This window comes from Kitasatospora sp. NPDC058218 (assembly GCF_042882445.1).
Lineage (GTDB): Bacteria > Actinomycetota > Actinomycetes > Streptomycetales > Streptomycetaceae > Kitasatospora.
In genome coordinates this window covers 19,958-45,563 of the sequence record NZ_JBHVWC010000023.1, presented here as the reverse complement: position 1 = coordinate 45,563, position 25,606 = coordinate 19,958, and the positions used below count along the sequence as shown (strand labels likewise).

Annotated in this window: 20 protein-coding genes and 1 tRNA gene; 11 read left to right on the top strand and 10 right to left on the bottom strand. The window is 72.7% G+C overall.

The window, feature by feature from the left end; all coding sequences use genetic code 11:
* Positions 1 to 33: 33 nt before the first annotated feature.
* Positions 34 to 1,197 carry a rhodanese-like domain-containing protein gene (locus tag ACFVYI_RS16640; RefSeq protein WP_387885836.1) on the bottom strand — a complete coding sequence of 388 codons (1,164 nt, stop codon included), beginning with the start codon at positions 1,195 to 1,197 and terminating at the stop codon, positions 34 to 36.
* Between the two features lie 304 nt (positions 1,198 to 1,501).
* On the opposite strand from ACFVYI_RS16640, the gene ACFVYI_RS16635 reads away from it, so the two are divergent.
* Positions 1,502 to 4,285 (top strand): SpoIIE family protein phosphatase, encoded by a 2,784-nt coding sequence (locus ACFVYI_RS16635; RefSeq protein WP_387885833.1) that lies wholly within the window; start codon positions 1,502 to 1,504, stop codon positions 4,283 to 4,285.
* A gap of 341 nt (positions 4,286 to 4,626) precedes the next feature.
* Here the strand turns inward: ACFVYI_RS16635 and ACFVYI_RS16630 are convergent, their stop codons facing one another.
* Positions 4,627 to 5,316 (bottom strand): hypothetical protein, encoded by a 690-nt coding sequence (locus ACFVYI_RS16630; RefSeq protein WP_387885830.1) that lies wholly within the window; start codon positions 5,314 to 5,316, stop codon positions 4,627 to 4,629.
* Positions 5,317 to 5,604: 288 nt separating this feature from the next.
* Positions 5,605 to 7,434 carry a phosphatidylglycerol lysyltransferase domain-containing protein gene (locus ACFVYI_RS16625; protein ID WP_387885827.1) on the bottom strand — a complete coding sequence of 610 codons (1,830 nt, stop codon included), beginning with the start codon at positions 7,432 to 7,434 and terminating at the stop codon, positions 5,605 to 5,607.
* A 253-nt stretch (positions 7,435 to 7,687) separates the two neighbouring features.
* On the opposite strand from ACFVYI_RS16625, the gene ACFVYI_RS16620 reads away from it, so the two are divergent.
* The gene (locus ACFVYI_RS16620; RefSeq protein ID WP_387885825.1) at positions 7,688 to 8,422 is read left to right on the top strand and encodes a response regulator; all 735 of its coding nucleotides are present in this window, start codon (positions 7,688 to 7,690) and stop codon (positions 8,420 to 8,422) included.
* Positions 8,419 to 9,564 (top strand): sensor histidine kinase, encoded by a 1,146-nt coding sequence (locus tag ACFVYI_RS16615; RefSeq protein WP_387885822.1) that lies wholly within the window; start codon positions 8,419 to 8,421, stop codon positions 9,562 to 9,564. The genes ACFVYI_RS16620 and ACFVYI_RS16615 overlap by 4 nt, the downstream gene beginning before the upstream one ends.
* A gap of 85 nt (positions 9,565 to 9,649) precedes the next feature.
* Here ACFVYI_RS16615 and ACFVYI_RS16610 read toward each other — a convergent pair.
* A tRNA-Leu gene (locus ACFVYI_RS16610) sits at positions 9,650 to 9,733 on the bottom strand.
* A gap of 421 nt (positions 9,734 to 10,154) precedes the next feature.
* Here ACFVYI_RS16610 and ACFVYI_RS16605 point away from each other — a divergent pair.
* From ACFVYI_RS16605 to pknB, 6 genes are all read left to right on the top strand, one after another.
* The gene (locus ACFVYI_RS16605; protein ID WP_387885819.1) at positions 10,155 to 11,033 is read left to right on the top strand and encodes an FhaA domain-containing protein; all 879 of its coding nucleotides are present in this window, start codon (positions 10,155 to 10,157) and stop codon (positions 11,031 to 11,033) included.
* 46 nt (positions 11,034 to 11,079) lie between these two features.
* Positions 11,080 to 11,622 carry an FHA domain-containing protein gene (locus tag ACFVYI_RS16600; RefSeq protein ID WP_387885817.1) on the top strand — a complete coding sequence of 181 codons (543 nt, stop codon included), beginning with the start codon at positions 11,080 to 11,082 and terminating at the stop codon, positions 11,620 to 11,622.
* 53 nt (positions 11,623 to 11,675) lie between these two features.
* Positions 11,676 to 13,325 (top strand): PP2C family protein-serine/threonine phosphatase, encoded by a 1,650-nt coding sequence (locus ACFVYI_RS16595; protein ID WP_387885814.1) that lies wholly within the window; start codon positions 11,676 to 11,678, stop codon positions 13,323 to 13,325.
* Positions 13,326 to 13,497: 172 nt separating this feature from the next.
* Entirely contained in the window at positions 13,498 to 14,874 is a 1,377-nt protein-coding gene (locus ACFVYI_RS16590; protein WP_360632745.1) for an FtsW/RodA/SpoVE family cell cycle protein, read from the top strand.
* Positions 14,871 to 16,328 (top strand): peptidoglycan D,D-transpeptidase FtsI family protein, encoded by a 1,458-nt coding sequence (locus ACFVYI_RS16585; RefSeq protein ID WP_387885811.1) that lies wholly within the window; start codon positions 14,871 to 14,873, stop codon positions 16,326 to 16,328. Before ACFVYI_RS16590 ends, ACFVYI_RS16585 begins: the two co-directional genes overlap by 4 nt.
* A gap of 261 nt (positions 16,329 to 16,589) precedes the next feature.
* The gene (pknB, locus tag ACFVYI_RS16580; RefSeq protein WP_387885809.1) at positions 16,590 to 18,731 is read left to right on the top strand and encodes a Stk1 family PASTA domain-containing Ser/Thr kinase; all 2,142 of its coding nucleotides are present in this window, start codon (positions 16,590 to 16,592) and stop codon (positions 18,729 to 18,731) included.
* An 88-nt stretch (positions 18,732 to 18,819) separates the two neighbouring features.
* Here the strand turns inward: pknB and ACFVYI_RS16575 are convergent, their stop codons facing one another.
* The 5 genes from ACFVYI_RS16575 to ACFVYI_RS16555 all read right to left on the bottom strand — a co-directional run bounded on the left by ACFVYI_RS16575 (position 18,820) and on the right by ACFVYI_RS16555 (position 22,718).
* A complete protein-coding gene (locus ACFVYI_RS16575) occupies positions 18,820 to 19,668 on the bottom strand; it encodes a class E sortase (protein ID WP_387885806.1) in 849 nt (282 codons plus the stop codon).
* A gap of 55 nt (positions 19,669 to 19,723) precedes the next feature.
* On the bottom strand, positions 19,724 to 20,905 hold the full coding sequence (locus ACFVYI_RS16570; RefSeq protein WP_387885803.1) for a class E sortase: 1,182 nt from the start codon (positions 20,903 to 20,905) through the stop codon (positions 19,724 to 19,726).
* A 5-nt stretch (positions 20,906 to 20,910) separates the two neighbouring features.
* Positions 20,911 to 21,573, bottom strand: coding sequence for an aminodeoxychorismate/anthranilate synthase component II (locus ACFVYI_RS16565; protein WP_387885802.1), 663 nt, complete (start codon positions 21,571 to 21,573; stop codon positions 20,911 to 20,913).
* A gap of 55 nt (positions 21,574 to 21,628) precedes the next feature.
* The gene (locus ACFVYI_RS16560; RefSeq protein WP_329488814.1) at positions 21,629 to 21,805 is read right to left on the bottom strand and encodes a hypothetical protein; all 177 of its coding nucleotides are present in this window, start codon (positions 21,803 to 21,805) and stop codon (positions 21,629 to 21,631) included.
* Positions 21,806 to 21,956: 151 nt separating this feature from the next.
* Entirely contained in the window at positions 21,957 to 22,718 is a 762-nt protein-coding gene (locus ACFVYI_RS16555) for a DUF881 domain-containing protein (protein WP_387885799.1), read from the bottom strand.
* A gap of 168 nt (positions 22,719 to 22,886) precedes the next feature.
* On the opposite strand from ACFVYI_RS16555, the gene crgA reads away from it, so the two are divergent.
* The gene (gene crgA / locus ACFVYI_RS16550) at positions 22,887 to 23,135 is read left to right on the top strand and encodes a cell division protein CrgA (RefSeq protein ID WP_387885797.1); all 249 of its coding nucleotides are present in this window, start codon (positions 22,887 to 22,889) and stop codon (positions 23,133 to 23,135) included.
* Between the two features lie 314 nt (positions 23,136 to 23,449).
* On the opposite strand, the gene ACFVYI_RS16545 is transcribed toward crgA, so the two are convergent.
* Positions 23,450 to 24,352 (bottom strand): rhomboid family intramembrane serine protease, encoded by a 903-nt coding sequence (locus ACFVYI_RS16545; RefSeq protein ID WP_387885795.1) that lies wholly within the window; start codon positions 24,350 to 24,352, stop codon positions 23,450 to 23,452.
* A gap of 262 nt (positions 24,353 to 24,614) precedes the next feature.
* Between ACFVYI_RS16545 and ACFVYI_RS16540 the strand changes: the two genes are divergently transcribed.
* Complete coding sequence (locus ACFVYI_RS16540) at positions 24,615 to 25,490, top strand: DUF5324 family protein (protein ID WP_387885793.1); 876 nt, start codon at positions 24,615 to 24,617, stop codon at positions 25,488 to 25,490.
* Positions 25,491 to 25,606: the final 116 nt, after the last annotated feature.

The window sequence follows — 25,606 nt, the reverse complement described above, 5'->3', positions numbered from 1 at the left end:
GGTGCCGCGGCGGGGGAGCGAACCGCGCCGGACCTACAGGACGAAGGCGTCCCGGCCGTCGCTGCTCACCATCGGGCGGCCGGCGCCCTCCCACGCGTACATCCCGCCGTCCACGTTGACCGCGTCCCGGCCGTTCTGCACCAGGTACTGGACGACCTGCGCGGAGCGCCCGCCGACCCGGCAGAGCACGTAGAGCTTCCCGTCCGGCAGCTCGCCGAGGCGGGCGATCACCTGGCCCATCGGGATGTGCAGCGCACCGTCCACGTGACCCGCGTCCCACTCGTCCTGCTCACGGACGTCCAGCAGGGCGGCGTCGGCGGGGACGGCGGCGGCTTCGGCGGTGGGGATCTGCGCGAACATCGTCTGGTTCTCCTGGGGCTCGGTCCGGTCCGCTCCATTGTCCCCCACCGGCTGCCCGCCGAGCAGCCGTTCCAGCTCGGCCTGCTGGGCGGAGGCCTTGGCCAGCAGCTGGTCGGCGAGCTCCTCCAGCAGGCCGTCCGGGTCCTGCGGGGCGAGGGCGAGCAGCTGGCCCATCGCGGTGTTCTCCAGCCTGACCTGCTCGGTGGCGGTCTCGGCGATCTTGGCGGTGAGCCACTCCAGCCGCCGGCGCAGCCAGCCGAACCGGTCGGGGGAGTCCAGCGCGGGCGCCGCCTCGGGGGCGGTGGACCACTCGGCTGCGAGACCCTCCAGCGCGACGGCGTCGCCGTACGCGTAGGCCTCGTTGACCCGGGCGATGAAGGCGGCCCGGCGCTGCTGCTCGGCCGGGTCGGTGGTCAGGTCGGGGTGGGCGCGGCGGACGAGCTCGCGGTAGATCCGCTGGGCGTCCCGGCCGGGCCGCACCCGGGTCGGCGCGGCCGGCGGCGCGGTGGCGGCGTCCTGCTCCTGGACGCTGTCGAACAGCGCGTCCAGGTCGGGCAGTTCGTCCACCCGCTGACGCGCCTCGGCGGCCCGCCGGAGGTCCTCGGGGTGCCCGGTCCGGGTGGCCACCGTCTCGGCGATCAACGCGTCCAGCTCGTCCAGCCGGGCGTAGAGCGGGCCGAGCAGCTGATGGTGGATCAGGGCGAAGTTGTCGATCTCGACCCGCAGGGTCTGCATGTCGACGTCCATGGTGAGCCAGGCGAGTTCGGCGGCGGCGACCCGCTCCTCCAGCTCCTGCTGCTCCGGATCCGTCCAACGGGCGGGGCTCTGCGCGGTCACGTCTCGCCTCTGTCTCGTCCTGCCGGCTCGTCCTGCTGCCGTGCCGTCCGCCGTACCGGGAGCGGCACGCCCGCCCCGCGGGGCGGCCCGGCCTGCCACCCTACCTCCGCGCGCGCTGCTCCGACCGGGTGGACGGGGAGTGCGGGCGGGCGTACACAACGGGACGCGCAACAAGTACTGATGAATCTCCTCGTTTCGCTATCGAGCCCGGCCCTCTCCGTGCTTCGCTGGTACGCACAGCGTGCCTCCTCCAGAGAGACGGCCACCTCCAGGCGTGGCGGCCAGGCGGGAGCAGACCGAATCCATGGTGGACGAGCCCAACTCAACACCGCGTCCGGCGGCCGTCACGGCCGGATCCGGAGCCGCACCGGGTGACCAGCCCTCAGGGGTGGTCGCGCTGGTCCGGCTCGCCCTGGTCCTGGTCGACCGGACGGGCCGGGTCGCGCAGTGGAGCAGGGCCGCCGAGGAGCTGTTCGGGCACCGCGCCGACGTCACCCACGACCGCCCCGCCTCCGGCCTGCTGCCCGCCGTCGAGCCGCGCAGCGTCCCCGGACCGGCCGCCGCCCCCGCCCTCCGGCACCGCCGCGACGCGCTGGACACGCTGGCCGAGCTGACCGCCGCCGACCGCCCGTGGGCCGGGCAGATGCCCGTCGTCGACCGCGAGGAGCACCTGCGCGACGTGCTCTGGTGGGCCTATCCACTGCCCGGACCGGCCGGCGGCCTGCTGGCCCTGGCCGCCGACGCCCGCCCGCTGCGCTCCGCCGGGCCGCGGCTCGCGCTCGGCGAGCGCCTGCTGCCGTTCGCCGCCACCCCCGCCGCCCGGGGCGGCTTCCACCGGCTCACCGCCGCCCTCACCGCCCCCGGCCGCCCGGTGCCCGAGCCGCTCGCCCGGCTGCTGCCGGCCGGCTCCGCCGACCGCCGGGCCCAGCTGCTCGACGGGCTGAGCCGGGCCGGCCTGCCCGCCCTGCGGCTGGACGCCACCACCGTGCTCCCCGTGCTGCCGGCCGATCCGCAGGCCGGCACCGCGCACGCGGCCGCGGGCATCGGCCGCCGCTACCCGACCGCCCAGCAGCGCGCCACCCGACTCGGCCCGCCCCCGCAGCCCGAGCAGTCCGCCCCCGGCCGGCGGCCGGCCGGACCGCTGCCCGTCCAGCGCGAGGCCGCCGACCGACCCGCCGCGCCGGCCGCCCGGCCCGCCGGCGCCGTGAGCGGCGTGCCGGCGGCCGCCCCGACCGTCCCGGCACCGCCCAGAGGAGGCGCCACCATCGAGCAGGCCGCCGTCGAGTCGTCCGCCAACGGCCACCAGGTCCACCCCGGCGACCAGGTCCCACCCGTCGCCGTCCCCTCCCCCGCCCCCGCACCCGCCGAGGTCCTGGGCTGCCCGGGCGGCGCCCCGCCGGCCGGGCGGCTCACCCCGTTCCTGACCAACGGCCAGGCCGGCGAGCAGCTGGCCCTGCTCAACGAGGTCGGCGGCAAGGTCGGCACCACCCTCGACCTCGGCTTCACCGCGCGCGAGCTCTGCCAGGTGCTCGTCCCCCGGGTCGCCGACTTCGCCTGCGTCGACCTGGTGGACGGCCTGATCTCCGACTCCGAGCTGCCCGAGGCCCGGCCGGACGACGACACCATGCTGCGCCGGGTCGCCCTGGCCAACAACGACTCCGCCGGCCAGTGGGACCACGTCCTCGCCGAGGGCTCGCTGGTCGCGATGCCCCGCCGCACCCCGCCCGGGATGGCCCTCCAGCTCAACCAGCCGGTCCTGGTCCCGGTGGTCAGCGAGGACGTCGCGGTCGACTACGCCGCCGCGCTCGGCGGCGTCCGGCTCGCCTCGGTGGTCTCCGGCCGCTCGATGCTGGTGGTGCCGCTCTCCGCCCGGGGCACCGTGCTCGGCATCCTCAAGCTGCTCCGGCTGCCCGACCGCGCCCCCTTCGACGAGGGCGACGCCGCCACCCTCAAGGAGCTGGCCGCCCGCGCCGCGCTCTCACTGGACAACGCCCGGCTGCACCGCGCCGAGTCCAAGGTCGCCACCACCCTGCAGCGCTCGATGATCCCGACCCGCCCGCCGCAGATCCCCGGTGTGCAGATCGCCCACCGCTACCTGCCGGGCGACCCCAAGGCCGAGGTCGGCGGGGACTGGTTCGACGCGATCCAGCTGCCCGGCAGCCGGGTCGCCCTGGTGGTCGGCGACGTGATGGGCCACGGCATCCACTCGGCCGCCGCGATGGGCCGCTTCCGCACCGCGATGCAGACCCTCGCCGCCCTGGACCTGCCGCCCGGACAGCTGCTGCGCCACCTGGACAACCTGGCCCAGAAGCTCGGCGACGACCATCTGGCCACCTGCCTGTACGCGGTCTACGACCCGATCAACCGGACCTGCGAGCTGGCCAGCGCCGGCCACGTCCCACCGGTGCTGGTGCACCCGGACGGCACCGGCGAGCTGCTGGAGATCCCGGCCGGGGCGCCGATCGGCGTCGGCGGGGTGCCGTTCGTCGCCAAGACCATCGACGTCTCGGACGGCTCGATGCTGGTGCTCTGCACCGACGGCCTGGTCGAGGTCAGGGGCGGCGACATAGGGACCGGGCTGGCCGCGCTCTGCGGCAACCTGATCGACCCGCAGCGCAGCCCCGAGGAGGCCTGCGACGTCGTCCTGGACCGGCTGCACTCGGACGACCGCAAGGACGACGTCGCCCTGCTGGTGGCCCGCTTCGACGGCGTCGCGCCGACCGAGGTGGCCACCTGGGACCTCACCGTGGACCACCGGGAGGTCCGCCGGGCCCGCGCACTGGTGCGCGAGCAGCTGACCGGCTGGCACCTGGAGGGGCTCTGCGACACCGCCGAGCTGCTGGTCAGCGAGCTGGTGACGAACGCCGTCCGGGTCGCCCGGGACCGCGTCCAGCTCCAGCTGATCCGGGTGGACAAGCTGCTGGTCGAGGTCAGCGACGACAACCACAACCTGCCGTCGCTGGAGCCCGCCGAACAGCTCGGCGAGACCGGCCGCGGACTGACGCTGGTCACCAAGCTCGCCGAACGCTGGGGCACCGCCCGCAAGGCGGTCGGCAAGGTGGTCTGGTTCGAGCTGCCGATTGTTTAGAGCCCTCTCGCCTCCGGGCTGTGTTTTCGCCCGCTCGCCTCCGGGCCGCTTTGGTCCGGTGCCGACGGTCGGCGCTCCGTCGCTCTCCCCCAGCCTCCGGCCGGGGGTGCCCCCAACGTCGCTCCGTCCCTTGCCCTCCTTGCCCGGCATCGGGCAGGAGGGGCCCACCCTTTCGGCACCGGCGCGGCCCTTCGGCTCGGGGCGGGTTCGGCGCGGGGCGGAGCTCAAGACGGGCGGGTGGGGCTTCAGGCGCCGGGGCCCTTTGGCTCGTGGTCTGGCCTGCCGCCGGGCCGCCCCGCTCGCCCACTGTCGGGCAGGAGGGCTCGGCCCTCTGTCGGCGGCTACGCCCGGGCTGCGCCTGCCGAGCGGCGGCGGGCCTCGGTGGCCACCTCGATCGAGGCGGCCGTGGCGACCGAGGCCGCCGCGCCGACCCCGGCCAGCACCCGCGGCCAGAAGTCCCCGAACACCTCCACCGAGACGGCGATCAGCAGCGCGGTGATCACCGCGACGACGTGCTCCAGGCCCGCCAGGTTCGGCAGGACGACCGCCTCGCCGACCATCAGCGCGACCACCAGGCCGGCCGTGAACCAGGCCCGGCAGCGGAACGCGATGCAGATCGCCAGCGCCACCACCGCCGCCGAGGGGCCGGTGTCGCGGACGTAGGCCACCCACTTCGGGAAGCCGAACATGTGGTCCGGGCCGATCGCGACCCCGACCCGGGCGAACAGCGTCCCGGCCAGGGTGCAGGCGTAGGCCACCACCAGCGTCAGCCGCCGCCCGAGCACGATCTCGGCGATTCCGAAGACCAGGAAGACCTGGGCCAGCGCCCCCCAGACCGGCAGGTCCAGCGCCGGCACGTACAGCGACAGCGGTGTGCGCAGCAGCGAGACGTCCAGCGGCAGCGCCGCCTTCACCACCCCGATGCGGGTGACGAACCGCTCGCCGCCCGGCAGGTGCTGCACGATGCTGAACAGCAGGATCAGGGCGGTCGCCGCGCTCGCCAGCGGAACGGCGGCGAACTTCTTCGCCACCAGCCGGTCCCGGACCGTCCCGAACAACGTCCCCCACTCGGCTCCAGCGGCCGCACCGGCAATAGCCAGCGGCCCCTTTCGCACGCCCCCCGCGTGGGTCCTGTAAATCACAACCGTCTCTCCAAATCCCCGAAGCCGCGAACGCCTTCTCGACCACTCCAACATTAGAAGCCGGTTAATGAATCCACATCGGCATAAAAGTTGAGCTGCCTCATCCTCTGGGGGGAGAGAAAACCCCGAAGACCCCCCATCCGGACGACCGGTCCCCTCCGCCCCCCGGCGGAGGGGTTACCCCTTCCCGTCCCGCGCGGCCGCCGGCACCCGGGCGGCCGCGTCGGCGGCTCCCGCGTGTCGGCGACGGAACAGGGCGGGCAGACTCGGTGCGGTGATGAAGCCCTCGGCGCGCGCGCTGGCGATGCCGATGCGCGGAATCTCGCTGCTCTTCTCGAAGAGCAGATAGCGCGGCTCCCAGATCGGCCGGTACTTGGCGTTGGCCCGGTACAGCGATTCGATCTGCCACCAGCGCGAGAAGAAGCCCAGCACCGAGCGCCAGAGCCGCAGGACCGGCCCCGCGCCGAGGCGCGACCCGCGCTCGAAAACGGAACGGAACATTGCGAAGTTCAGCGACACCCGGGCCAGCTGGACCTCGCCCGCGCGCTGCAGGAGTTCGATCACCATGAACTCCATCAGTCCGTTCTCGGTGTCCCGGGCCCGGCGCATCAGGTCCAGCGAGAGCCCGTCCGCACCCCACGGCACGAAGCTCAGCAGCGCCTTCAGCTCGCCGTCCCCGTCGTGGCACTCCAGCATCACGCAGCGCCCGTCGCCCGGGTCGCCGAGGCGGCCGAGCGCCATCGAGAAGCCGCGCTCGGTCGCGCCGTCGCGCCACTGGTCGGCCTTGGCCACCAGCTCGGCCATCTCGCACTCGGGGATGTCCTGGTGGCGCCGGATCCGCACCGTGTAGCCGGCCCGCTTGACCCGGTTGTAGGCCTGGCGGACCACCCGCATCGCCCGGCCGTCCAGCGAGAACTCGTCCAGCTCGACGATCGCCTCGTCGCCCAGTTCCAGCGCGTCCAGCCCGTGCCGGGCGTAGATCACCCCGGCCTCCTCGGAGGCGCCCATCACGGCTGGCGCCCAGGCGTGCTCCCGGGCCTCGGCCAGCCAGGCGTCGATCGCGCCGGGCCAGGCCTCCGGGTCCCCGATCGGGTCGCCCGAGGCCAGCGAGACCCCGCCGACCACCCGGTAGGTCACCGCCGCCTTGCCGCTGGGGGAGAAGACCACCGCCTTGTCGCGGCGCAGCGCGAAGTAGCCCAGCGAGTCCCGGTCGCCCTGCTTGTCCAGCAGGGCCCGCAGCCGCTCCTCGTCCTCCGGGGTCAGCAGTTCCTTGTCCCTGGGGCTGCGGAACGCCACGTAGAGCACCAGGAGGAAGAGCACCCCGCCCATCGCGTTGATGACGGCGTTGACCCAGGTCGGCGCGGTGACCACGGACCGCAGGTGCTCGGAGGGCGTGATGGTGATCATCCGGCCGACCGAGTAGCGGAAGAGGTCCCAGAAGTCGGAGCCCTGGGCGGTGTTGTTCGCCCAGACCAGCAGCGCGCCGACGACACCGCCGAAGGCCAGACCGCCGACGAAGGTGGCCGCCGCCGTCTTCGGGTTGGAGCTGTCGCCCTTGGAGGTGAACTCCCTCCGCCCGACCAGCAGGGCCAGGACGAACAGGCAGGTCAGCACGGTGGAGATGTAGTTCAGCGCGTGGTGGTTGAACTGCTCGCCGGGCAGCGCCATGGCCAGCAGGTAGAGCACCGCGAACAGCCCGGCCAGCGCGATGTTGAAGATCCACGCGGCCCGCTTGCGCCGCCGCATCGCGATCGCCAGGAACACCGACAGCACCGCGCTGCTCAGGCCGGCCGTCATCAGGTACGGGGTGAAGTACTCGCCCTCGTTGTGCTCGGTCACCTGGTCCCGGAACGGCACCAGCAGCACCGTCACGACGTTCAGCAGCGCGATCAGGCGCAGGTACCAGACGGTCGCCGCGGCGGCCCTCGGGCGCCAGCGCTCCAGCAGGCCGGCGGACCCGGGTCCGGCGGACGCGGCGGACGGCTCCGACTTCACAGTGGACGACACAGCTCAATTCCAAACGATCAGATGGTGGGGCGCATCCGCACACAAGCCGGCGCCGGGCATCCGTGCGCCCGACGGACTGACCAGCGACCCTGGCCATGACCGGAAACCGGTGAAGGGGCAGCCAACTCCATCGTTCCGCACCCGAGGTGAGAATTACGTGAACCCGGTAGCGGATTCCGACCCCCGCCGAACGGCGGGGGTGTCCGCCGGGCCGGGCGTTCGGCACCCCGACCCCACTGGCCCTAGTCTCGAAATGCTCAAGACAACTGCACCGAACGGACCGGCCGGGCCCGGCCGCCCGAACCGAGGAGGGACCATCACCACCACCCGCGTGCTGATCGTGGACGACGAGATCCTGGTCCGTTCCGGCCTCGGCCTCATCGTCGGCTCCGCCCACGACCTGGAGGTGGTCGGCGACTGCTCCGGCAGCCAGGCCGAGGAACACGTCCAGCGCCTGCGCCCGCACGTGGTGCTGCTCGACATCCGGATGCCCGACCTCGACGGCATCTCGGTGCTGCGGCGGCTGCGCGCCCTGCCCGACCCGCCGTCGGTGGCGATGCTCACCACCTTCGACACCGACGAGTACATCGGCACCGCGCTGCGCGCCGGCGCGTCCGGCTTCCTGCTCAAGGACACCGCCCCGGACCAGCTGGTGCACGCCGTGCGGGTGCTCGCGGCCGGCGGCAGCATCCTCTCCCCGACCGTCACCCGCACCGTGATCGGCGGCTACGTGGACGGCGGCGGCCCGGACGCCGAGGCCGCCTCGCTGGCCCGCACCCTCACCGGCCGCGAGCTCGACGTCCTGGCGCTGCTGGGCGAGGGCCTGTCCAACGCGGAGATCGCCGACCGGCTCTTCCTGGGCACCGGCACGGTGAAGGACCACATCAGCGCGATCCTCGGCAAGCTCGGCGCCGCCAACCGGGTGCAGGCCGCCGTCGTCGCCCACCGGGCCGGCCTGGTCCGGCCGAAACCCGGCAACGGAGCATGACCGCCACCGAGCTGCCCCCTGCCAGACGGCTGCCGGCCCGGCTCACCGCCCCCTGGCTGATGCTGCTGCTGCCGGCCCTCTACTCCCTGATGGACGCCGCGCTGGTGGCCCGGGGCGCGTCCTGGTGGCAGGTCCTGCTCTCGCTGCTCGCCGCCGTCGTCCTGCCCTGGCGCCGGCGCTTCCCGGTCACCGTGCTGCTGCTCACCATGCCGGGCAGCTATCTCGCCGACATCTGGCTGGCCCCGATCACCGCCGTCTACACGGTGGCCGCCGAACGCCCCGCCCCCCGGGTGGTGGTCCCCTGCGCGACCCTCTTCGCCCTGGTCGAGTTCTTCCACTGGCCGCTCTCCGAGCAGTCCTTCGAACCGACCCGGGAGACGGCGCTGTACGCCATCCAGTCGGTGATGCTGGCCGCCGGACCGGCCGCCACCGGTCTGCTCTCCCGCACCCGCCGGGAGCTGGCGGACCGGCTGGACGAGCTGACCCGGGGCCAGGCACGGGAGAGCCGGCTGCTCGCCGAGCGGGTGCTGATCAGCGAGCGCGGCCGGCTCGCCCGGGAGATGCACGACGTGGTCTCGCACCAGGTCAGCCTGATCAGCATCCAGGCCGGCGCGCTGCAGGTCAGCACCGCGGACCCGGCCGCCGCGACCACCGCCCGGACGATCCGGGAGCTCTCCGTGCGCACCCTGGAGGAGCTGCGGCAGATGGTCGGCGTGCTGCGGGCCGCCGGCGCGCGTCCGGACGCCCCGCTCGCCCCGCAGCCCCGGCTGGCGGACCTGCCCCGGCTGATCGAGGAGAGCGGTCTGGCCGCCGAGGCCGAGCTGTCCCCGGGGGAGCGGCCCTGGCCCGAGGCGGTCGAGCGGGCGGCCTACCGGACGGTCCAGGAGGCGCTCACCAACATCACCAAGTACGCCCCGCAGGCCACCGTCCACGTCCGGGTGCGCGCGCACGGCCGCCGGCTCCGGGTCGAGGTCCGCAACGACGCCCCGCCGGTCCGGCCCGCCGAGACCCTGCCGGGCGGCGGGCACGGCCTGGTCGGCCTGCGCGAACGGGCACAGCTGCTCGGCGGCACCCTCAGCGCCGGCACCACCTCCGACGGCGGCTTCGCGGTGCGGGCCGACCTCCCCGCCGGCCGGGAGTGAGGGCGTCGCCTCCCCGGGGGCGGTGCCGATCCCGTCGGGAACACGAGAAAGCCCCGCAGATCCGAAGATCTGCGGGGCTTCACTGTGCGCGAGGGGGGAGTTGAACCCCCACGCCCTTTCGGGCACTGGAACCTGAATCCAGCGCGTCTGCCTATTCCGCCACCCGCGCATGGGTGTTTGTCGTGGTTGCCAGCCGACCAGCCGATCCGCTCGGTACCATGTGGCCTTCGCGGTTCTTCGGTCCGGCTCCCTTGCGGGCGCCCCTTCCGACGTGGAAAACAGTAGCACGACCTGCGGGCCGCCTCCGAATCCGTTTCCCGGGACGGCCGGGCGCATCCGAACGGATGCCCGGACGAACAGGCGAGCGAGGGATGAGGGGCGGTCGTGACGGGTACCCCTGGCATGCCGCCGCCGGAATGCGTCACCCTGTGTGTCCGAGCCCACCCCCGGGCACCACGCGGTCCGGGAACCGTATGGATGGCCCCGGCGTGGATACGATCAGTACGGAAGTACCGCAAGTAGGCGCGACCGGCTCCCCGGGATCCGGTCGTCAGGCAGGCAGGCGAACGAACCCTGGAAGGGGGTGCCCCATGGGAGTGCTGAAGAAGTTCGAGCAGCGACTTGAGGGTCTCGTCAACGGCACCTTCGCCAAGGTGTTCAAGTCCGAGGTCCAGCCCGTGGAGATCGCCGGTGCGCTGCAGCGTGAGTGCGACAACAACGCGAGCATCTGGAACCGTGACCGCACCGTCGTGCCCAACGACTTCATCGTCGAGCTGAGCCCGCACGACTTCGAGCGCCTGAGCCCCTACTCCAGCCAGCTGGGCACCGAGCTGGCCGGCATGGTCCGCGAGTACGCCGAGGCCCAGCGGTACTCCTTCATGGGCCCGCTCCAGGTGAACCTGGAGAAGGCCGACGACCTGGACACCGGCCTCTACCGGGTGCGCAGCCGCACGCTGGCCGCCGAGGAGCAGCAGCAGCAGCCGCAGCAGGCCCCGGCGCAGCCCACCCAGGGCGGTGGCTACGGCCGGCCGCCGGCCGCCCCGGCCCCCGGCGCACCGTGGCAGCAGCAGGGCGCCGCCCCCTACAGCGCGCCCCCGCCGCCGGCCGCGCCCCCCGCCATGCCCCCCGGCGCCCCGGCGCCCGCGGGCGGCAACGTCCGCCCGTTCCCGGGCGCGGGCCACGGCACCGCCGTCCGCCGCTGGATCGAGGTCAACGGCTCCCGCCACCAGATCACCGGGAACGCCTGCGTGCTCGGCCGTTCCACCGAGGCCGACGTGCGGATCGACGACCCCGGGGTCTCCCGCAAGCACGCCGAGATCCGGCCCGGAACCCCCTCGATGGTGCTCGACCTCGGGTCCACCAACGGCATCGTGGTGGACGGACAGCACACCCAGCGCGCTACGCTCCGCGACGGCTCGCGAATCGTCGTGGGCTCCACCACCATCGTCTACCGACAGGTCGAAGGGTAGTGTCCGATTTGTTCGCTCGCTTCGCTCACTCACGGGCGGGCCGGCCATGTCAGAACTGACCCTGACGGTCATGCGGCTGGGTTTCCTCGCCGTGCTGTGGCTGTTCGTCATCGTCGCGGTCCAGGTGATCCGCAGTGACCTGTTCGGGACCAGGGTGAACCCCCGTTCCTCCCGCCGGGGCGGTGCCGCGACCGCGGCCACCGCCACCACGGCCCCCGTGGCCACGCCCGGGCGGGCCCCGCAGGGCCAGCCCGCCCCCGCCCCCCAGACCCAGGGCGGCGGCCGGCGCCGCGGCGCCCCGACCCAGCTGGTCGTGGTGCAGGGCTCGCTGGCCGGTACGACCGTCGCGCTGCAGGGCCAGACCATCACGCTGGGCCGCGCGCACGACTCCACCATCGTGCTGGACGACGACTACGCGTCCTCCCGGCATGCCAGGATCTATCCGGATCAGACTGGGCAGTGGACGGTCGAGGATCTAGGCTCCACCAACGGCACCTATCTGGAGCGGCAGCGTCTGACCGCGCCGACCCCGCTCCAGCCGGGCATGCCGATCCGTATCGGCAGGACCGTCATCGAACTGCGGAAGTAGTAGCGCATGAGGGACAGCATCCCGTCCATGACCCAGAGGGGGGCTCAGGTCGCATGACCCTGGTGCTGCGCTTCGCCGCCGGCTCCCACAAGGGGCTGATCCGGGAGGGGAACGAGGATTCCGGCTACGCCGGGCCGCGGCTGCTGGCCGTGGCCGACGGCATGGGCGGCGCCGCGGCCGGCGAGGTCGCGTCCTCCGAGGTGCTCGGCTCGATCGTCCGGCTGGACGAGGACGTGCCCGGCGCCGACCTGCTGACCCTGCTCGGTGACGCCGTCCAGGGCGCCAACGACCGACTCCGGCAGATGGTCGAGGAGGACCCGCAGCTGGAGGGCATGGGCTGCACCCTCACCGCGATGCTCTGGACGGGCCAGCGGATGGGCCTGGTGCACGTCGGCGACTCCCGCGCCTACCTGCTGCGGGACGGCTCGCTGGTGCAGATCACCCAGGACCACACCTGGGTGCAGCGCCTGGTCGACGAGGGCCGGATCACGCCCGAGGAGGCCGAGACCCACCCGCAGCGCTCGCTGCTGATGCGGGCGCTGGACGGCCGCGGCCAGGTCGAGCCCGACCTGTCGATCCGCGAGGTCCGGGCCGGCGACCGCTACCTGATCTGCTCCGACGGCCTCTCCGGCCCGGTCAGCCACCAGACCCTCCAGGACACCCTCGGGAGCTTCTACTCCCCCGAGCAGACCGTGCAGGAGCTGATCCAGCTCGCACTGCGCGGCGGCGGTCCGGACAACATCACCTGCATCGTGGCGGACGTCCTCGACGTCGGCGCCACGGACACCCTGAGCGGTCAGTTCAACGACGTCCCGGTGGTGGTCGGCGCGGTCGCCGAGACCCCGCCGTCCTCGACCGCCGCCGACCAGTCGATCCGGGACACCCCGGCCGGACGGGCGGCCGGTCTCGGGCGTTCCCCGCAGGGCGCCTTCGGCCCGGCCGAGGGCTACGACGGCGGCTACGGCGCCGCTCCGGCCGGCTTCGGCCCGGCCGAGGGCTACGACGGCTTCGGCGCCGGCGAGCCCTCGGTGTACGGCACCGAGGAGTTCGACGACGAGGAGCGGCCGAAGCGCAAGGGCAGGGCGCTCAAGCTCTCGCTGGCCGCGCTGGTCGCCCTCGGTGTGCTGGGCGGCGCCGGCTTCTTCGGCTACCAGTGGACCCAGGACCAGTACTACGTCGGTGTGGACGGCGACCACGTCGCGGTCTACCAGGGCCTCAACCAGAGCCTCGCCGGGGTGAGCCTGTCCTCGGTGCACACCTCGTACAAGGACATCGAGCTCAAGTACCTGCCGCAGGACCAGCGCACCCACGTCACCAACACCATCTCGGCCAGCAGCCTCGGCGACGCCGACGACAAGGTGAAGAAGCTGGGCGAGCAGGCGACGTTCTGCCACAAGGTCGCCGACGCCAGGACGGCCGCGGCCAACCCGGCGCTGCCGGGCACCGCGCCGACCGGCCAGCCGGGCGCCACGGCCGCGGTCGCGCACGCCGGGTTCCTGGCGGCCACCGCGCCCGCGCCGTCGCCCTCGGCGACGACCGGCCGGGCCCCGGCCGCCGCCGCGCCCACGACCACCCCGACGCCGACCCCGACCACGGCCGCCCCCAGCCAGAGCACCGCCGCCCCGGCCACCGGGCCCCAGGGCGACCTGCCCGGGCTGACGGACGAGGAGCGGCAGAAGGCCGACTCCTGCCCGAAGCCGTGACGGCCGCGACCCGACATAGGCCCGCCCCGAGCGGGCCTGCCGGCCGTCAGGGAGCGGTCACCACGTGAGCACCTTCGACCTCAGCAACGACGCCGACAGCCGGTCCGGCGACCGCCGGTCCAACGGCGTACCCCCCGACCGCGCCTCCTCCCGGCGCCGGGGCAACACCACCATCTCCGCGCCGGGCACTCCCAACCGGCGCAACACCGAGCTGGCGATGCTGGCCTTCGCGGTGCTGCTGCCGGTCCTCGCGTACGCCAACGTGGGCCTCGCGATGGACGACTCGCTGCCGGCCGGCATGCTGGGCTACGGCCTCGGCATGGGGGCGCTGGCGCTGGTCGCGCACCTGCTGATGCGCCGCTTCGCGCCGTACGCGGACCCGCTGATGCTGCCGATCGCCACCCTGCTCAACGGGCTCGGCGTGGTGATGATCTGGCGGCTCGACAAGGCCGGGAAGCTCCTGCACAACAACTACCCCGCGGCCGCCAACCAGCTGATGTGGTCGGGCCTCGGGGTGGCGTTCTTCATCTTCGTGATGATCTTCCTGAAGGACCACCGGGTCCTCCAGCGCTACACCTACATCTCGATGGCGGCGGCCCTGGTGCTGCTCGCGGCGCCGGCCTTCTTCCCGGCCCGCAAGGAGGACTTCGGCGCCAAGATCTGGATCCGGATGGGCGCCTTCTCGATCCAGCCCGGTGAGTTCGCCAAGATCATCCTGACCGTCTTCTTCGCCGGCTACCTGATGGTCAAGCGCGACGCGCTGGCCCTGGCCAGCCGCCGCTTCATGGGCCTCTACCTGCCCCGCGGCCGCGACCTCGGGCCGATCATCGTGATCTGGCTGCTCAGCCTGCTGATCCTGATCTTCGAGAACGACCTCGGCTCGTCCTTCCTGTACTTCGGCCTCTTCGTGGTGATGCTGTACGTCGCCACCGAGCGCACCAGCTGGATCGTCTTCGGCCTGCTGATGTCCGTCGGCGGCGCCGTCGCGGTGGCCTCCACCGCCAGCCACGTCAAGACCCGCATCGACGCCTGGCTCGACCCGATGGCCGCCTTCGCCCCCAAACCGCCACCGGGTTCGACGGAACAGATCGGCCAGTCGCTGATGGCGCTCGGCTCCGGCGGGGTGACCGGTTCGGGCCTGGGCCAGGGCCGCTCCTGGCTGATCGACTTCGCCGCCAAGAGCGACTTCATCCTCGGCTCGTTCGGCGAGGAGCTCGGCCTCACCGGCATCATGGCGATCTTCATGCTCTACGCCCTGCTGGTCCAGCGCGGCCTGCGCACCGCCATCGCGGCCCGCGACCCGTTCGGCAAGCTGTTCGCCGTCGGCCTCTCCTCGGCCATGGCGCTCCAGGTCTTCGTGGTCGCCGGCGGTGTCACCGGCCTGATCCCGCTGACCGGTATGACCATGCCGTTCCTCGCCCAGGGCGGGTCCTCGGTGGTCGCCAACTGGGCGCTGGTCGCGATCCTGCTGAAGATCAGCGACAGCGCCCGCCGCCCCGGGGTGGAACCGGCCCCGGCCACCGAGCTCCAGGGGGGAGCAGCCTCGTGAACAAGCCGATCCGCCGGGTCTCGATCTTCTGCCTGGTCCTGATCCTGGCCCTGATGGTGCGCACCAACTGGGTGCAGGGCGTCCAGGCCGAGGCCTGGGCCACCAACAAGAACAACAAGCGGCAGGTGTACGACCGGTACGCCCACCCGCGCGGCAACATCATCGTCGGCGGCCAGCCGGTCACCCAGTCCGACTTCGTCAACGGCCTGCGCTACAAGTACAAGCGCTCCTGGGTCGACGGCCCGATGTACGCGCCGGTGACCGGCTACTCCTCGCAGTCCTTCGGCGCCAGCCAGCTGGAGCAGCTGGAGGACGGCATCCTCTCCGGCAGCGACGACCGGCTCTTCTTCCGCAACACCCTGGACATGCTGACCGGGGAGCCGAAGAAGGGCGGCGACGTCGTCACGACGATCAACGCCAAGGCCCAGAAGGCGGCCTTCGACGGCCTCGGCAACAAGAAGGGCGCGGTGGTCGCGCTCGACCCGCGCACCGGCGCGATCCTGGCACTGGTCTCCACCCCGTCCTACGACCCCGGCGCCTTCGCGGGCAGCGAGTCCGCCGACTCCAAGGCCTGGGTGGACCTCAACGCGGACCCGAACAAGCCGATGCTCAACCGCGCGCTGCGCGAGACGTACCCGCCCGGTTCGACGTTCAAGCTGGTCACCGCGACGGCGGCGTTCGAGAACGGCGTGTTCCAGGGCATCGACGACAAGACCCAGACGCCCGATCCCTACACCCTGCCGGGCACCAAGACCAACCTGAACAACGAGAGCCCCGACGAGCGGTGCGAGAACGCCACGCTCAAGTCGGCGATGGACCAGTCCTGCAACACGGTCTACGGCAAGATCGGCGCCGAGCTCGGCGGCGACAAGATGCGCGCCCAGGCCGAGAAGTTCGGCTTCAACAGCACCGTGGACACCCCGGTCCGCTCCGAGAAGAGCTACTTCCCGAGCAGCTCCACCCCGGACGGCACCGCGATGGACTCGATCGGCCAGCACGACACCCGGGCCACCCCGTTGCAGATGGCCATGATCTCCGCCGCGATCGCCAACAACGGCTCGCTGATGCAGCCGTACCTGGTCGACCAGGAGCGCTCCGCCTCGCTGACCACCGTCTCCAAGCACACCGAGAAGCAGTTCTCCCAGCCGATGAGCCCGGCCACCGCGCAGAAGATGCAGGACCTGATGGTCTCGGTGGTCGAGAACGGCACCGGCAGGAACGCCAGGATCCCGGGCCTGACGGTCGGCGGCAAGACCGGCACCGCGCAGCACGGCGAGGACAACGCCGGACTGCCGTTCGCGTGGTTCACCTCCTACGCCAAGACCGCCGACGGCCAGTCGGTCGCGGTGGCGGTCGTGGTCGAGGACGGCTCCAACAACCGTGACGGCATCAGCGGCGGCCGGCTCGCCGCACCCATCGCCAAGGCGGTGATGCAGGCCGCCCTCGGCAAGTAACGGGCGGCCGTCACAGGTGCGTCGAAAGTCACGATCGGGCCCGCCGTCCGGATACCGGTCTGGTATCGGCCGACGGCCGACTCCGGTCCGGCCGGGTGCGACCGGTAGCGTATCCGCAGCAGCGGGTGTGCCCGTTGCCGCCCGCGAGACGCCAGAGGGTCCTGATCGCAGAACCACCCGGGGCCGGACCGGCGTCACCCAGAGCGTGCGGGGACACCTACGTCACAACCTCACCGGCGGGTGAGGGAGAGGGTCGGAACTATGGAAGAGCCTCGTCGCCTAGGCGGCAGGTACGAGCTCGGCGGCGTCCTCGGACGCGGCGGCATGGCCGAGGTGTACCTCGCCCATGACTCCCGGCTCGGCCGTTCCGTCGCAGTGAAGACGCTCCGGGCCGACATGGCCCGTGATCCGTCCTTCCAGGCCCGCTTCCGCCGTGAGGCGCAGTCCGCGGCGTCACTGAACCACCCCGCGATCGTCGCCGTGTACGACACCGGCGAGGACTACATCGACGGCATCTCCATCCCGTACATCGTGATGGAGTACGTCGAGGGGTCCACCCTGCGCGAGCTGCTGCACTCCGGCCGCCGGCTGCTGCCGGAGCGGGCGCTGGAGATGACCATCGGCATCCTGCAGGCCCTGGAGTACTCGCACCGGGCCGGCATCGTGCACCGCGACATCAAGCCCGCCAACGTCATGCTGACCCGGCAGGGCAACGTCAAGGTCATGGACTTCGGCATCGCCCGGGCGATGGGCGACGCCGGGATGACCATGACGCAGACCTCCGCCGTCATCGGGACCGCCCAGTACCTCTCCCCCGAGCAGGCCAAGGGCGAGCAGGTCGACGCCCGCTCCGACCTCTACTCCACCGGCTGCCTGCTGTACGAGCTGCTGACCGTGCGCCCGCCGTTCGTCGGCGACTCGCCGGTCGCGGTGGCCTACCAGCACGTCCGGGAGGAGGCGCAGCCGCCGTCCGTCTTCGACCCCGAGGTGCGCCCCGAGATCGACGCGATCGTGCTGAAGGCGCTCGCCAAGGACCGCGACTACCGGTACCAGAGCGCCGACGAGATGCGCGACGACATCGAGCGCTTCCTCGACGGCCTCCCGGTGGCCGCCGCCCAGCAGGCCGCCGCGTACGGCATGGGCGGCGCGGCCGGGTACGGCTACGACCAGAACGGCTACCCGCAGCAGCACGACCCGTACGGCCAGACCAACGTGCTGCCGCAGCAGCCCGGCGGCGGTCCGACCACGATGCTGCCGCAGGCCGGCGGACAGCCCGGTTACGGCCAGCAGCCCGGCTACCAGGACGACGGCTACGGCCAGACCTACGCCGGCGGCCCGGGCGGCGGCAACGACGACGGCTACGGCCGCGGCGGTGGCCGGCGCGGCGAGGAGCCGCCGAAGAAGAGCAACACCTCCTGGATCCTGCTGGCGGTGGCCGCCGTGCTGGTCCTGGTCGGCACCTTCTTCGTCGCCCAGGCGATGTTCGGCGGCACGAAGGGCGACGACAAGAAGGAAGCCCCCAAGGTCACCGCGCCGAGCCTGGTCGGCAAGTCCCTGGCCGACGCCAAGACCCTGGCCGCGCAGACCGGCCCCAAGCTGGTGGTGACCGAGGGCGAGAAGGTGGCCTGCCCGGACGCCGCCATCAAGAAGGACCAGGTCTGCACCCAGAACCCGGCGGCCGGCGGCCCGATCGCGGAGACCGCCACCATCACGGTGCAGCTCTCCTCGGGCCCGGCCAAGGCCAGCGTGCCGAACGTCGTCGGCAAGACCAAGGACCAGGCGGTCAAGGCGCTCAACGACGCCGGCTTCACCAACGTCACCCCCGAGTACAAGGACGACGACACGGCTCCGCAGGAGCAGGTCACCGGCCAGGACCCGATGCCGGGCGCCCCGGGCGACCCGACCGCGCCGGTGAAGCTGACGGTCTCCCAGGGCAAGACCAAGGTCCAGGTCCCCGGGGTGCTCGGCCAGCAGAAGGAGGCCGCGCAGGCGGCTCTGGAGAGCGCCGGCTTCCAGGTCGACGCCTCGAAGACGACCGCGACCAACGACCCCGCCAAGGTCAACACCGTCGCCTCGCAGTCGCTCCCGCCGAACAGCAAGGCCCCGGCCAACTCGAAGATCACCCTGACGATCTACAAGGCGCCGGACAAGGTCACCGTCCCGCCGCTGCAGAACGTCCTGGTCAAGGAAGCCATCAAGCAGCTGCAGGCGCTCGGCCTGGGCTACACGCTGCTCGGCTCGCAGGACCCGAACGGCACGGTCACGGGTGTCATGCCGATCGCGGGGACCCAGGTGGACCCGAACACCTCGATCACCCTGATGGTGAAGCCGCCTGAGCCCACCAAAGGGGGCGACTCCCCCACCAACCCCTCACCTTCCAACACCAAAGGGGGCAACCCCTAGCCCTCGGTTCCCCTGGTTCTGAGGCAACGCCCGAGGGCCCGTCGCAACTGCTGCGACGGGCCCTCGGGCGTTGCGGCGTCCGGCGCGGTCAGTGGCGCAGCTCGGGCGGCGGGGTACGCGCGGCGTCCACGGCGTCCACCCGCACCAGGCTGCCCCAGACGGCCATCCGGTAGCGCGAGGTGTAGACCGGCGTACAGGTCGTCAGGGTGATGTACCGTCCCGGGGCCTGGTAGCCCGAGCCCTTGGGGACGGGGGCGACGATGCCGGTGTCGTACTTGGAGGTCTCCGGCAGGGTGCTGTCGACCTTGTAGACGTACCACTTGTCCTTGGTCTCGACCACGATCGCGGCGCCCTTGTGGACGGCGTCGAGGTCGTGGAACTTCGCCCCGTGGCCGTCCCGGTGCGCGGCCAGCGCGAAGTTGCCGCTCTCGTCCCAGGGCATCGCGGCGCGGTAGGGCTGCTCGTACACTCCGGCGACGCCCTCGGCCAGGGTGTCGGCGTCGGTGCCCATCCGGATCAGCACCTGGTAGTCCCGGCCCATCGCGGGCACGTGCAGGAAGCCGATCCCCTCGCCCGCCGCGAAGGCCGGGCCGGGCGCAGGGGAGGGGCCCGGGGTGCCGGGGGTGCCGGGGGTGCCGGGGGTGCCGGGGGTGCCGGGGGTGCCGGGGGTGCCGGGGGCGGCCGGGGGAGCGCTCGTCGGCCCCGCCGCCCAGGCGCTGCGCAGCCGGTCGGAGGCCTGCGCGGCGGCCGCGTCGGCCTCCACGTTGGTCCACCAGAGCGAGTAGGCGACGAACAGGCCGAGCACCAGGCCGAGGGTGATCAGCAGTTCGCCGAGGACACCGAGCGCGGCCAGTGCCCGGCCCCGCCGCCGCCGCCGGGCGGGCGCGGGCGGCGGGAAGGCCTCCGTCGCCGGCTCCACCGTCTCGTCCTGGGTCACCTGTACTCCCCCTCGCTCGCTGTACGACCGGTGCGGCGGCCGTCCGCCGCGGCCGCTAACCGACCGTGAGGCCGGCCGGCTTGCCCTGGCTCCGCGGCCGTTCCTCGATCATCTTGCCAAAGATGATCAGACGCGCCTTGGAACTGAACTCCGGGGTGCAGGTGGTCAGGGTGATGTACCGGCCCGCCTGGTTGTACCCCGAGCCGTTGGGCACCGGCTTGATCACGCTCACGTTGGACGGCGGGGTCTCCGGAATGCCGCCGGTGATCTCGTAGACGTAGTACGCGGTGGCGGTCTCCACCACGATCTTGTCGCCCTTACCGAGCTGGTTGATGTGCCGGAACGGCTCGCCGTGGGTGTTGCGGTGCGCGGCCAGCGCGAAGTTGCCCGCCTTGTCGGCCGGCATCCCGGTGCCGGTGTAGTGGCCGACCAGACCCTTGTCGAGCACCGCCGACTTGGACGTGCCCTCGGCGATCGGGAACTTCAGGCCCAGCTTCGGCAGGTGGATGATCGCGAAGCCCTTGCCGGGCTCGAAGGTCTCCGGCTTGGCCGGGTCCGGTGCGGGCTGTCCGGGCGCACCAGGCGCCGGCTGGGCCGCGCCGAACTGCTGCTCCAGCTGGTTGCGGGCGCCGTCGGCGGCCGCGTCGGCCTGCACGTTGGTCCACCAGAGCTGGTAGGAGACGAAGAGCAGCATCACCAGGCCGAGCGTGATGCACAGCTCGCCGACGAGGCGGGCGACCACCACGGCCGGCGACTCCTTGGGCCGCGCCCGGCCCGCGGCGGCCGCGCCGGCCGCCCGCCGGCGCCCGCCGCCCGAGCGCACGGACATCCGGCCCTGCGCGGCGCGCCGGCGCTCGGCCCGGCCGCCGACCGGCGGTGCCTCCTCCTCGCCCAGGGCGGCCGGGAGACGCAGTTGGAGCGTCTGGTCGGCCAACCAGGGGTACTCGGGCTGCTCCTGGTGGGCCCCGGCGCCGGCACCGGGCTGTCCGACCTGCTCGTAGACGCTCCAACCGTCCTCGGCCCCGCCCTGCTCCGGGTGGCCCGGCAGGTGGCCGTCCGGCCCGAGCGGCTGCGCCCCGTACGGGTCGTGCTGCTGGTACTGGCTGTTCGGCGCGTACTGGCCCCGGCCGCCGTACTGCGGGCCCTGCTGCCGGTACTGGCCGCCCGGGCCGTACTCGCCGGCCCCCTGCGGATCCGCCCCCGACTGGTAACGCCCTTCCGGACGCACGGCGGTCATGCCGCTCAGCCCCGGCCGATCACCGGGGCGAGCCCGGCCGAACGGCCGACGGCCTGCGGATCGCCGCACTCGGCCAGCCAGTTGGCGAGCATCCGGTGGCCGCCCTCGGTGAGCACCGACTCCGGGTGGAACTGCACGCCCTCGACCGGCAGCTCGCGGTGGCGCAGGCCCATGATCACGCCGCTCTCGGTCCGGGCGGTCACGATCAGCTCGTCCGGCACGGTGGCCGGCTCGACCGCCAGCGAGTGGTACCGGGTCGCGGTGAGCGGCGAGGGCAGGCCCTCGAAGACCCCGCCGTCCTCGTGCTCCACCAGCGAGGTCTTGCCGTGCAGCAGCTCGGGCGCCCGGCCGACCACCGCGCCGTACGCGACCGCGATCGACTGCAGGCCCAGGCAGACGCCGAAGACCGGCAGCCCGGTCCGTGCGCAGTGGTGGACCATCTCGATGCAGACCCCGGCCTCCTCGGGCGCACCCGGGCCGGGGGAGAGCAGCACCCCGTCGAAGCCCGCCCCGCCCGCGCGGCGCACCGCGTGCTCGACCGTCACCTCGTCGTTGCGCACCACCTCGCAGGTGGCGCCGAGCTGGTAGAGGTACTGGACCAGGTTGAAGACGAAGCTGTCGTAGTTGTCGACGACCAGGATGCGGGGCGAGGTCAGCTGGGGGGTCATTCGCGCGCTATCTCCGTGGGCTGCGGGGACTGGGGGGAGGAGCAGGGCCGCCGGGTCAGCCGGCGGCGCCGCCGTCGCCGTCCACTGTGACGTCGCCGAAGGGGAGCAGCGGTTCCGCCCACGGGAAGACGTACGTGAACAGGAGGTAGACCACCCCCAGGACGAGGAGCAGCGAGATGAGGGCCCGGACCAGGGGGTGCCCCGGAAGGTGTCGCCAGATCCAGCCGTACATGGTGCTCCCTCGACGCAACAGACTGGGGTCAAGAGTAGACCCGTGATCCGGGCCCGTGAGGCGGGCTTCCCCGGCTGTGCCCGCCCGTTGCCCTCCGGCGGCCCGGTCGGCGCTCGCGCCGAGGGTCGGTCGGGCCGTCACCGCCCGCCGGTCACTGGCCCTGGGCCGAGCGCAGGTCGGCCGTGCCGGTGTAGCCGGGCAGGTTGAGGTCGCCGCTCTCCTGGACCTTCCAGCCCAGCCCGTACGCCTGCACGTACTGCAGGTAGTTGCGGATCGTCGGGTCGGCGTCCACCGCGGAACGCAGCGCGTCCGTGCGCCCCACCGCCTTGACGACGTAAGGCGGCGAGTAGACCCGGCCCTGGAGCAGCAGGGTGTTGCCCACGCAGCGGACGGCGCTGGTGGAGATCAGCCGCTGGTCCATCACCTGGACGCCCTCGGCACCGCCCCGCCAGAGCGCGTTGACCACCGCCTGGATGTCCTGCTGGTGGATGACCAGGTCGTTGACCCCGGGCTCGGGCACCCCGGGGATGCGCGCGGTGGCGTTCGGCGGGGCGTCGTTGAGGGTGACGGTCAGTCCGGGCCCCTGCAGCGGCTCCAGCGCGGCCGCCTGCTGGAGGGCGGTCAGCTGCGCGGCGTCGGCGGGGCTGCGGCCCTGCTGGCCGGTGAGCGCCTGGGAGCGCGCCTGGAGGTCGGCGAGCTGCGCCTGGGACTGCTGGTTCTGCGAGCTGCGCTGGCGTATCACGTCGGAGAGGCTCAGCAGCGAGTTGTCGGTGCGCAGATCGGTGCCGCGGGCGGTCTGCGCGCTGATGTAGAAGAGCAGGCCGGCGAGCGCGAAGACGGCGCAGGTCAGGGCACGGCCGACAATTCGGGTACCCGCGGCGCGGGAGCGGGCAGGCCGAGGAGGAATCGACAAATTAGGCACCGTACCCTTATCTCCTTCAGACCCGCCGAGCCACTACGCTAACGGACGCCGGTGGCATGTGCGGGATCGGTTCCCCTAACGTTCTCCACAGCCACCACCAGCCGCCTCACCCGCTGAATCCCTGCGCGGTCTCACAGCGCATCGACAGGAGAGCTCCTCGTGCCGAAGTCTCGACTCCGCAAGAAGTCCGATTACACCCCGCCGACGGCGGCCACGGTGAAGATCAGCTCGGGCCGGAGCTGGGTAGCCCCGCTGATGCTGGCACTGTTCCTGGTCGGTCTGGTCTGGATCGTCACCTATTACGTGACCAGTGGCAGCTGGCCGGTGGAGAGCTGGGCCAACTGGAACATCCTGGTGGGCTTCGGCTTCATCGCGGCGGGATTCGGCGTCTCCACCCAGTGGAAGTGACGCCGGGGCTGCTGCCCTGAGCGTTCTCCCCCGCCGCCCCGGGACAGGTTCCGCGGGGCGGCGTCGTGGTGTGTCCGGATACCGGGCGGCGGTTATCCCGCTTATCGCGCTTATCCACATGGTTATCCACACTGGGGAAAAGTCCGCCCGCCCTGTGGATAACTCGCGTCGGGCGCACTTTCCACACCCCCGCGCGCCCTCCCCCGAATGCCGGGTCCGCACAGCAGGACACGCGTAGAACAGCAGTCCACGGGGCACCCCCGGCACCGGTTGTGCACAACACCCCACCCGCTGTGGACAAACGTACGGGAGCGTCACCCGCCGTAGCGGGCCGTCCCGACGAGGACCATCAGCAGCACCAGACCCGCCATCGCCGCGACCGTCAGCGCCTGGACGACCGCCCGGCGTTCCCGCGGGGCGTACATCAGCCCGATCGCGGTCAGCGTGCCGGCGATCAGCCCGCCGGTGTGCGCGCGCCAGTCGATGCCGGACACCGAGAACGTGACGATCAGGTTGAAGACCAGCAGCGCGATCACCGGTCCGAGCGGCGTCCTGGTCTGCTTGAACATCACCACGGTCGCGCCGAGCAGCCCGAAGACGGCGCCGGAGGCGCCCAGCGAGTTCATGAAGCCGCCGGCCAGCAGGAAGGCGAACGCGCTGCCGGCCAGGCCGGACAACAGGTAGACGGCCAGGAAGCGGACCCGGCCGAGCGCCGCCTCCAGCGACGGGCCGATCACCCAGAGCATCACCATGTTGGTGGCGACGTGCCAGGGCGCGACGTGCAGGAAGGTCGCGGTCAGCAGCCGGTACCACTGGTCCGGCCCGGCCGCGACGCCGTACGGGAAGCCGGTGATCTGCGGACCGACGCTGAACAGCGAGAGGTCCTCGGACAGCCACGGCGTGAGCACGTAGGCGGCCAGCAGGAAGACCGCGAGGTTGATCCCGATCAGGACCTTGGTGACCAGCGCGCCGTCCGCGGTCAGCTGCCCGCCGAACCGGGTGGTCGCCTGCCGTACCCGCCGGTTGTCCCCGCCGACGCACTCCGGGCAGTGGAAGCCCACCGAGGCGTTCACCATGCACCGGGGGCAGATCAGCCGGCCGCACCGGGAGCAGCCGACACCGGTCTCCTGCTCCGGGTGCCGGTAGCAGCGGGACGGCCCGGACCCACCCGGCCGCGGGTCCTCGTCCGTCGGCGGCCTGGACTCGTCCGGGAGCATCAGCGGTAACCCCTTCTCGTACTCGGCTGCGCGGCCCCGCCGGCACCCGCCGGACGGGTGGCGCCGGGATCGTCAGCGTACTGCGGCGGGTCGGCCGCGAGCGATCTCCACCGGCCGGATCCGGACCTCGCCCACCGGGCGGGCCGGGCCGCCCCGTGCCCCGCGTACGGCCCACTCCGGAGTGCTGTCGGACAAATCAGGATGCATGATCAGCATTCAGGTGGATATGTGCATAAAGGACGCCACCCAGGAGGAGAGACTCGTGACCCGTTTGGACTCAGCTCGTGAGACGGCCGGCAAGACCCGGGACACTCTCGCGCCCTACGCCGCCACCGCCAAGGAGACCGCGGTGCACCTCGCGGACGGCGCGAAGCAGCGGCTGGGCCCCGCTGTGGACGCCATCGGGCCGAAGGCCTCCCAGGCGGCCCAGAACGTCCGCGTCCAGTACGCCAAGCACCTCGCCCCGCAGCTGGAACACGCCTTCGCCAGCCTGCCGCCCGAAGCGCAGAAGAGCACCCTCAAAGCCCTGCACCGGGCCCAGGAGGCCGCCCTGGCCACCCGGCTCTCCGCGATCCACGCCGCCGACCAGGCCCGCTCCACCGTGGTCCCCAGGGTCGCCCTCGCGGTCGAGGAGGCCCGCTCCACCGTCGTCCCCGTCGCGCAGGAGGCCCAGACCCGCGGCGCCGCCGCGCTGACCGCGCTGCAGGGCCACGTGACCTCGGCCGAGATCAGCGACCTCGCGGCGCGGAACATCAAGAAGGAGCACCGCAACGGCTGGGCCACCGGCCTCGCCGTGGCGGGCGCCGTCGCGATCGGCAGCGGCATCCTGGTCTGGCACTGGTGGCGCCGGCAGAGCAACCCCGAGTGGCTGGTCGAGCCCCCGAACGGGGATCCCGCCCCGGCGTCCGGGTCCGCGGCCGCGCCCCCGCAGCACGGCGGCTCCCACGCCGCGAGCGGCGGCCCGACGGACAGCACCGCACCGGGCGCCACCACCAGCCCGGTGAACGGCTCCGCCGCCGAGACCTCCGCAGCGCCCGACACCCCGACCGGGTCCGGCGGCGCCGGCCCCGAGCCGGGCCCGGTGGCGCCCGACCACGACGACCACCCCAAGCCGCACGACCCGCGCAAGCCGCACTGACCGGCCCGCACCCCCGCAGAACGCCGATCGGCCGCCGACCCCAAAGCGGGTCGGCGGGCGCTCGCCGGTTCGGCTGTTGGAGGTAAGAGGCGAGGAAAACATACATAATCCGTTAC

Excerpts from the sequence above, each read along its gene's own strand:
- ACFVYI_RS16600 (WP_387885817.1), top strand. The coding sequence starts at position 11,080 with ATGTCAGAACTGACCCTGACGGTCATGCGGCTGGGTTTCCTCGCCGTG.
- ACFVYI_RS16595 (WP_387885814.1), top strand. The coding sequence starts at position 11,676 with ATGACCCTGGTGCTGCGCTTCGCCGCCGGCTCCCACAAGGGGCTGATC.
- pknB (WP_387885809.1), top strand. The coding sequence starts at position 16,590 with ATGGAAGAGCCTCGTCGCCTAGGCGGCAGGTACGAGCTCGGCGGCGTC.
- ACFVYI_RS16605 (WP_387885819.1), top strand. The coding sequence starts at position 10,155 with ATGGGAGTGCTGAAGAAGTTCGAGCAGCGACTTGAGGGTCTCGTCAAC.
- ACFVYI_RS16635 (WP_387885833.1), top strand. The coding sequence starts at position 1,502 with ATGGTGGACGAGCCCAACTCAACACCGCGTCCGGCGGCCGTCACGGCC.
- ACFVYI_RS16570 (WP_387885803.1), bottom strand. The coding sequence starts at position 20,905 with ATGACCGCCGTGCGTCCGGAAGGGCGTTACCAGTCGGGGGCGGATCCG.
- ACFVYI_RS16615 (WP_387885822.1), top strand. The coding sequence starts at position 8,419 with ATGACCGCCACCGAGCTGCCCCCTGCCAGACGGCTGCCGGCCCGGCTC.
- ACFVYI_RS16560 (WP_329488814.1), bottom strand. The coding sequence starts at position 21,805 with ATGTACGGCTGGATCTGGCGACACCTTCCGGGGCACCCCCTGGTCCGG.
- ACFVYI_RS16620 (WP_387885825.1), top strand. The coding sequence starts at position 7,688 with ATGCTCAAGACAACTGCACCGAACGGACCGGCCGGGCCCGGCCGCCCG.
- ACFVYI_RS16565 (WP_387885802.1), bottom strand. The coding sequence starts at position 21,573 with ATGACCCCCCAGCTGACCTCGCCCCGCATCCTGGTCGTCGACAACTAC.
- ACFVYI_RS16545 (WP_387885795.1), bottom strand. The coding sequence starts at position 24,352 with ATGCTCCCGGACGAGTCCAGGCCGCCGACGGACGAGGACCCGCGGCCG.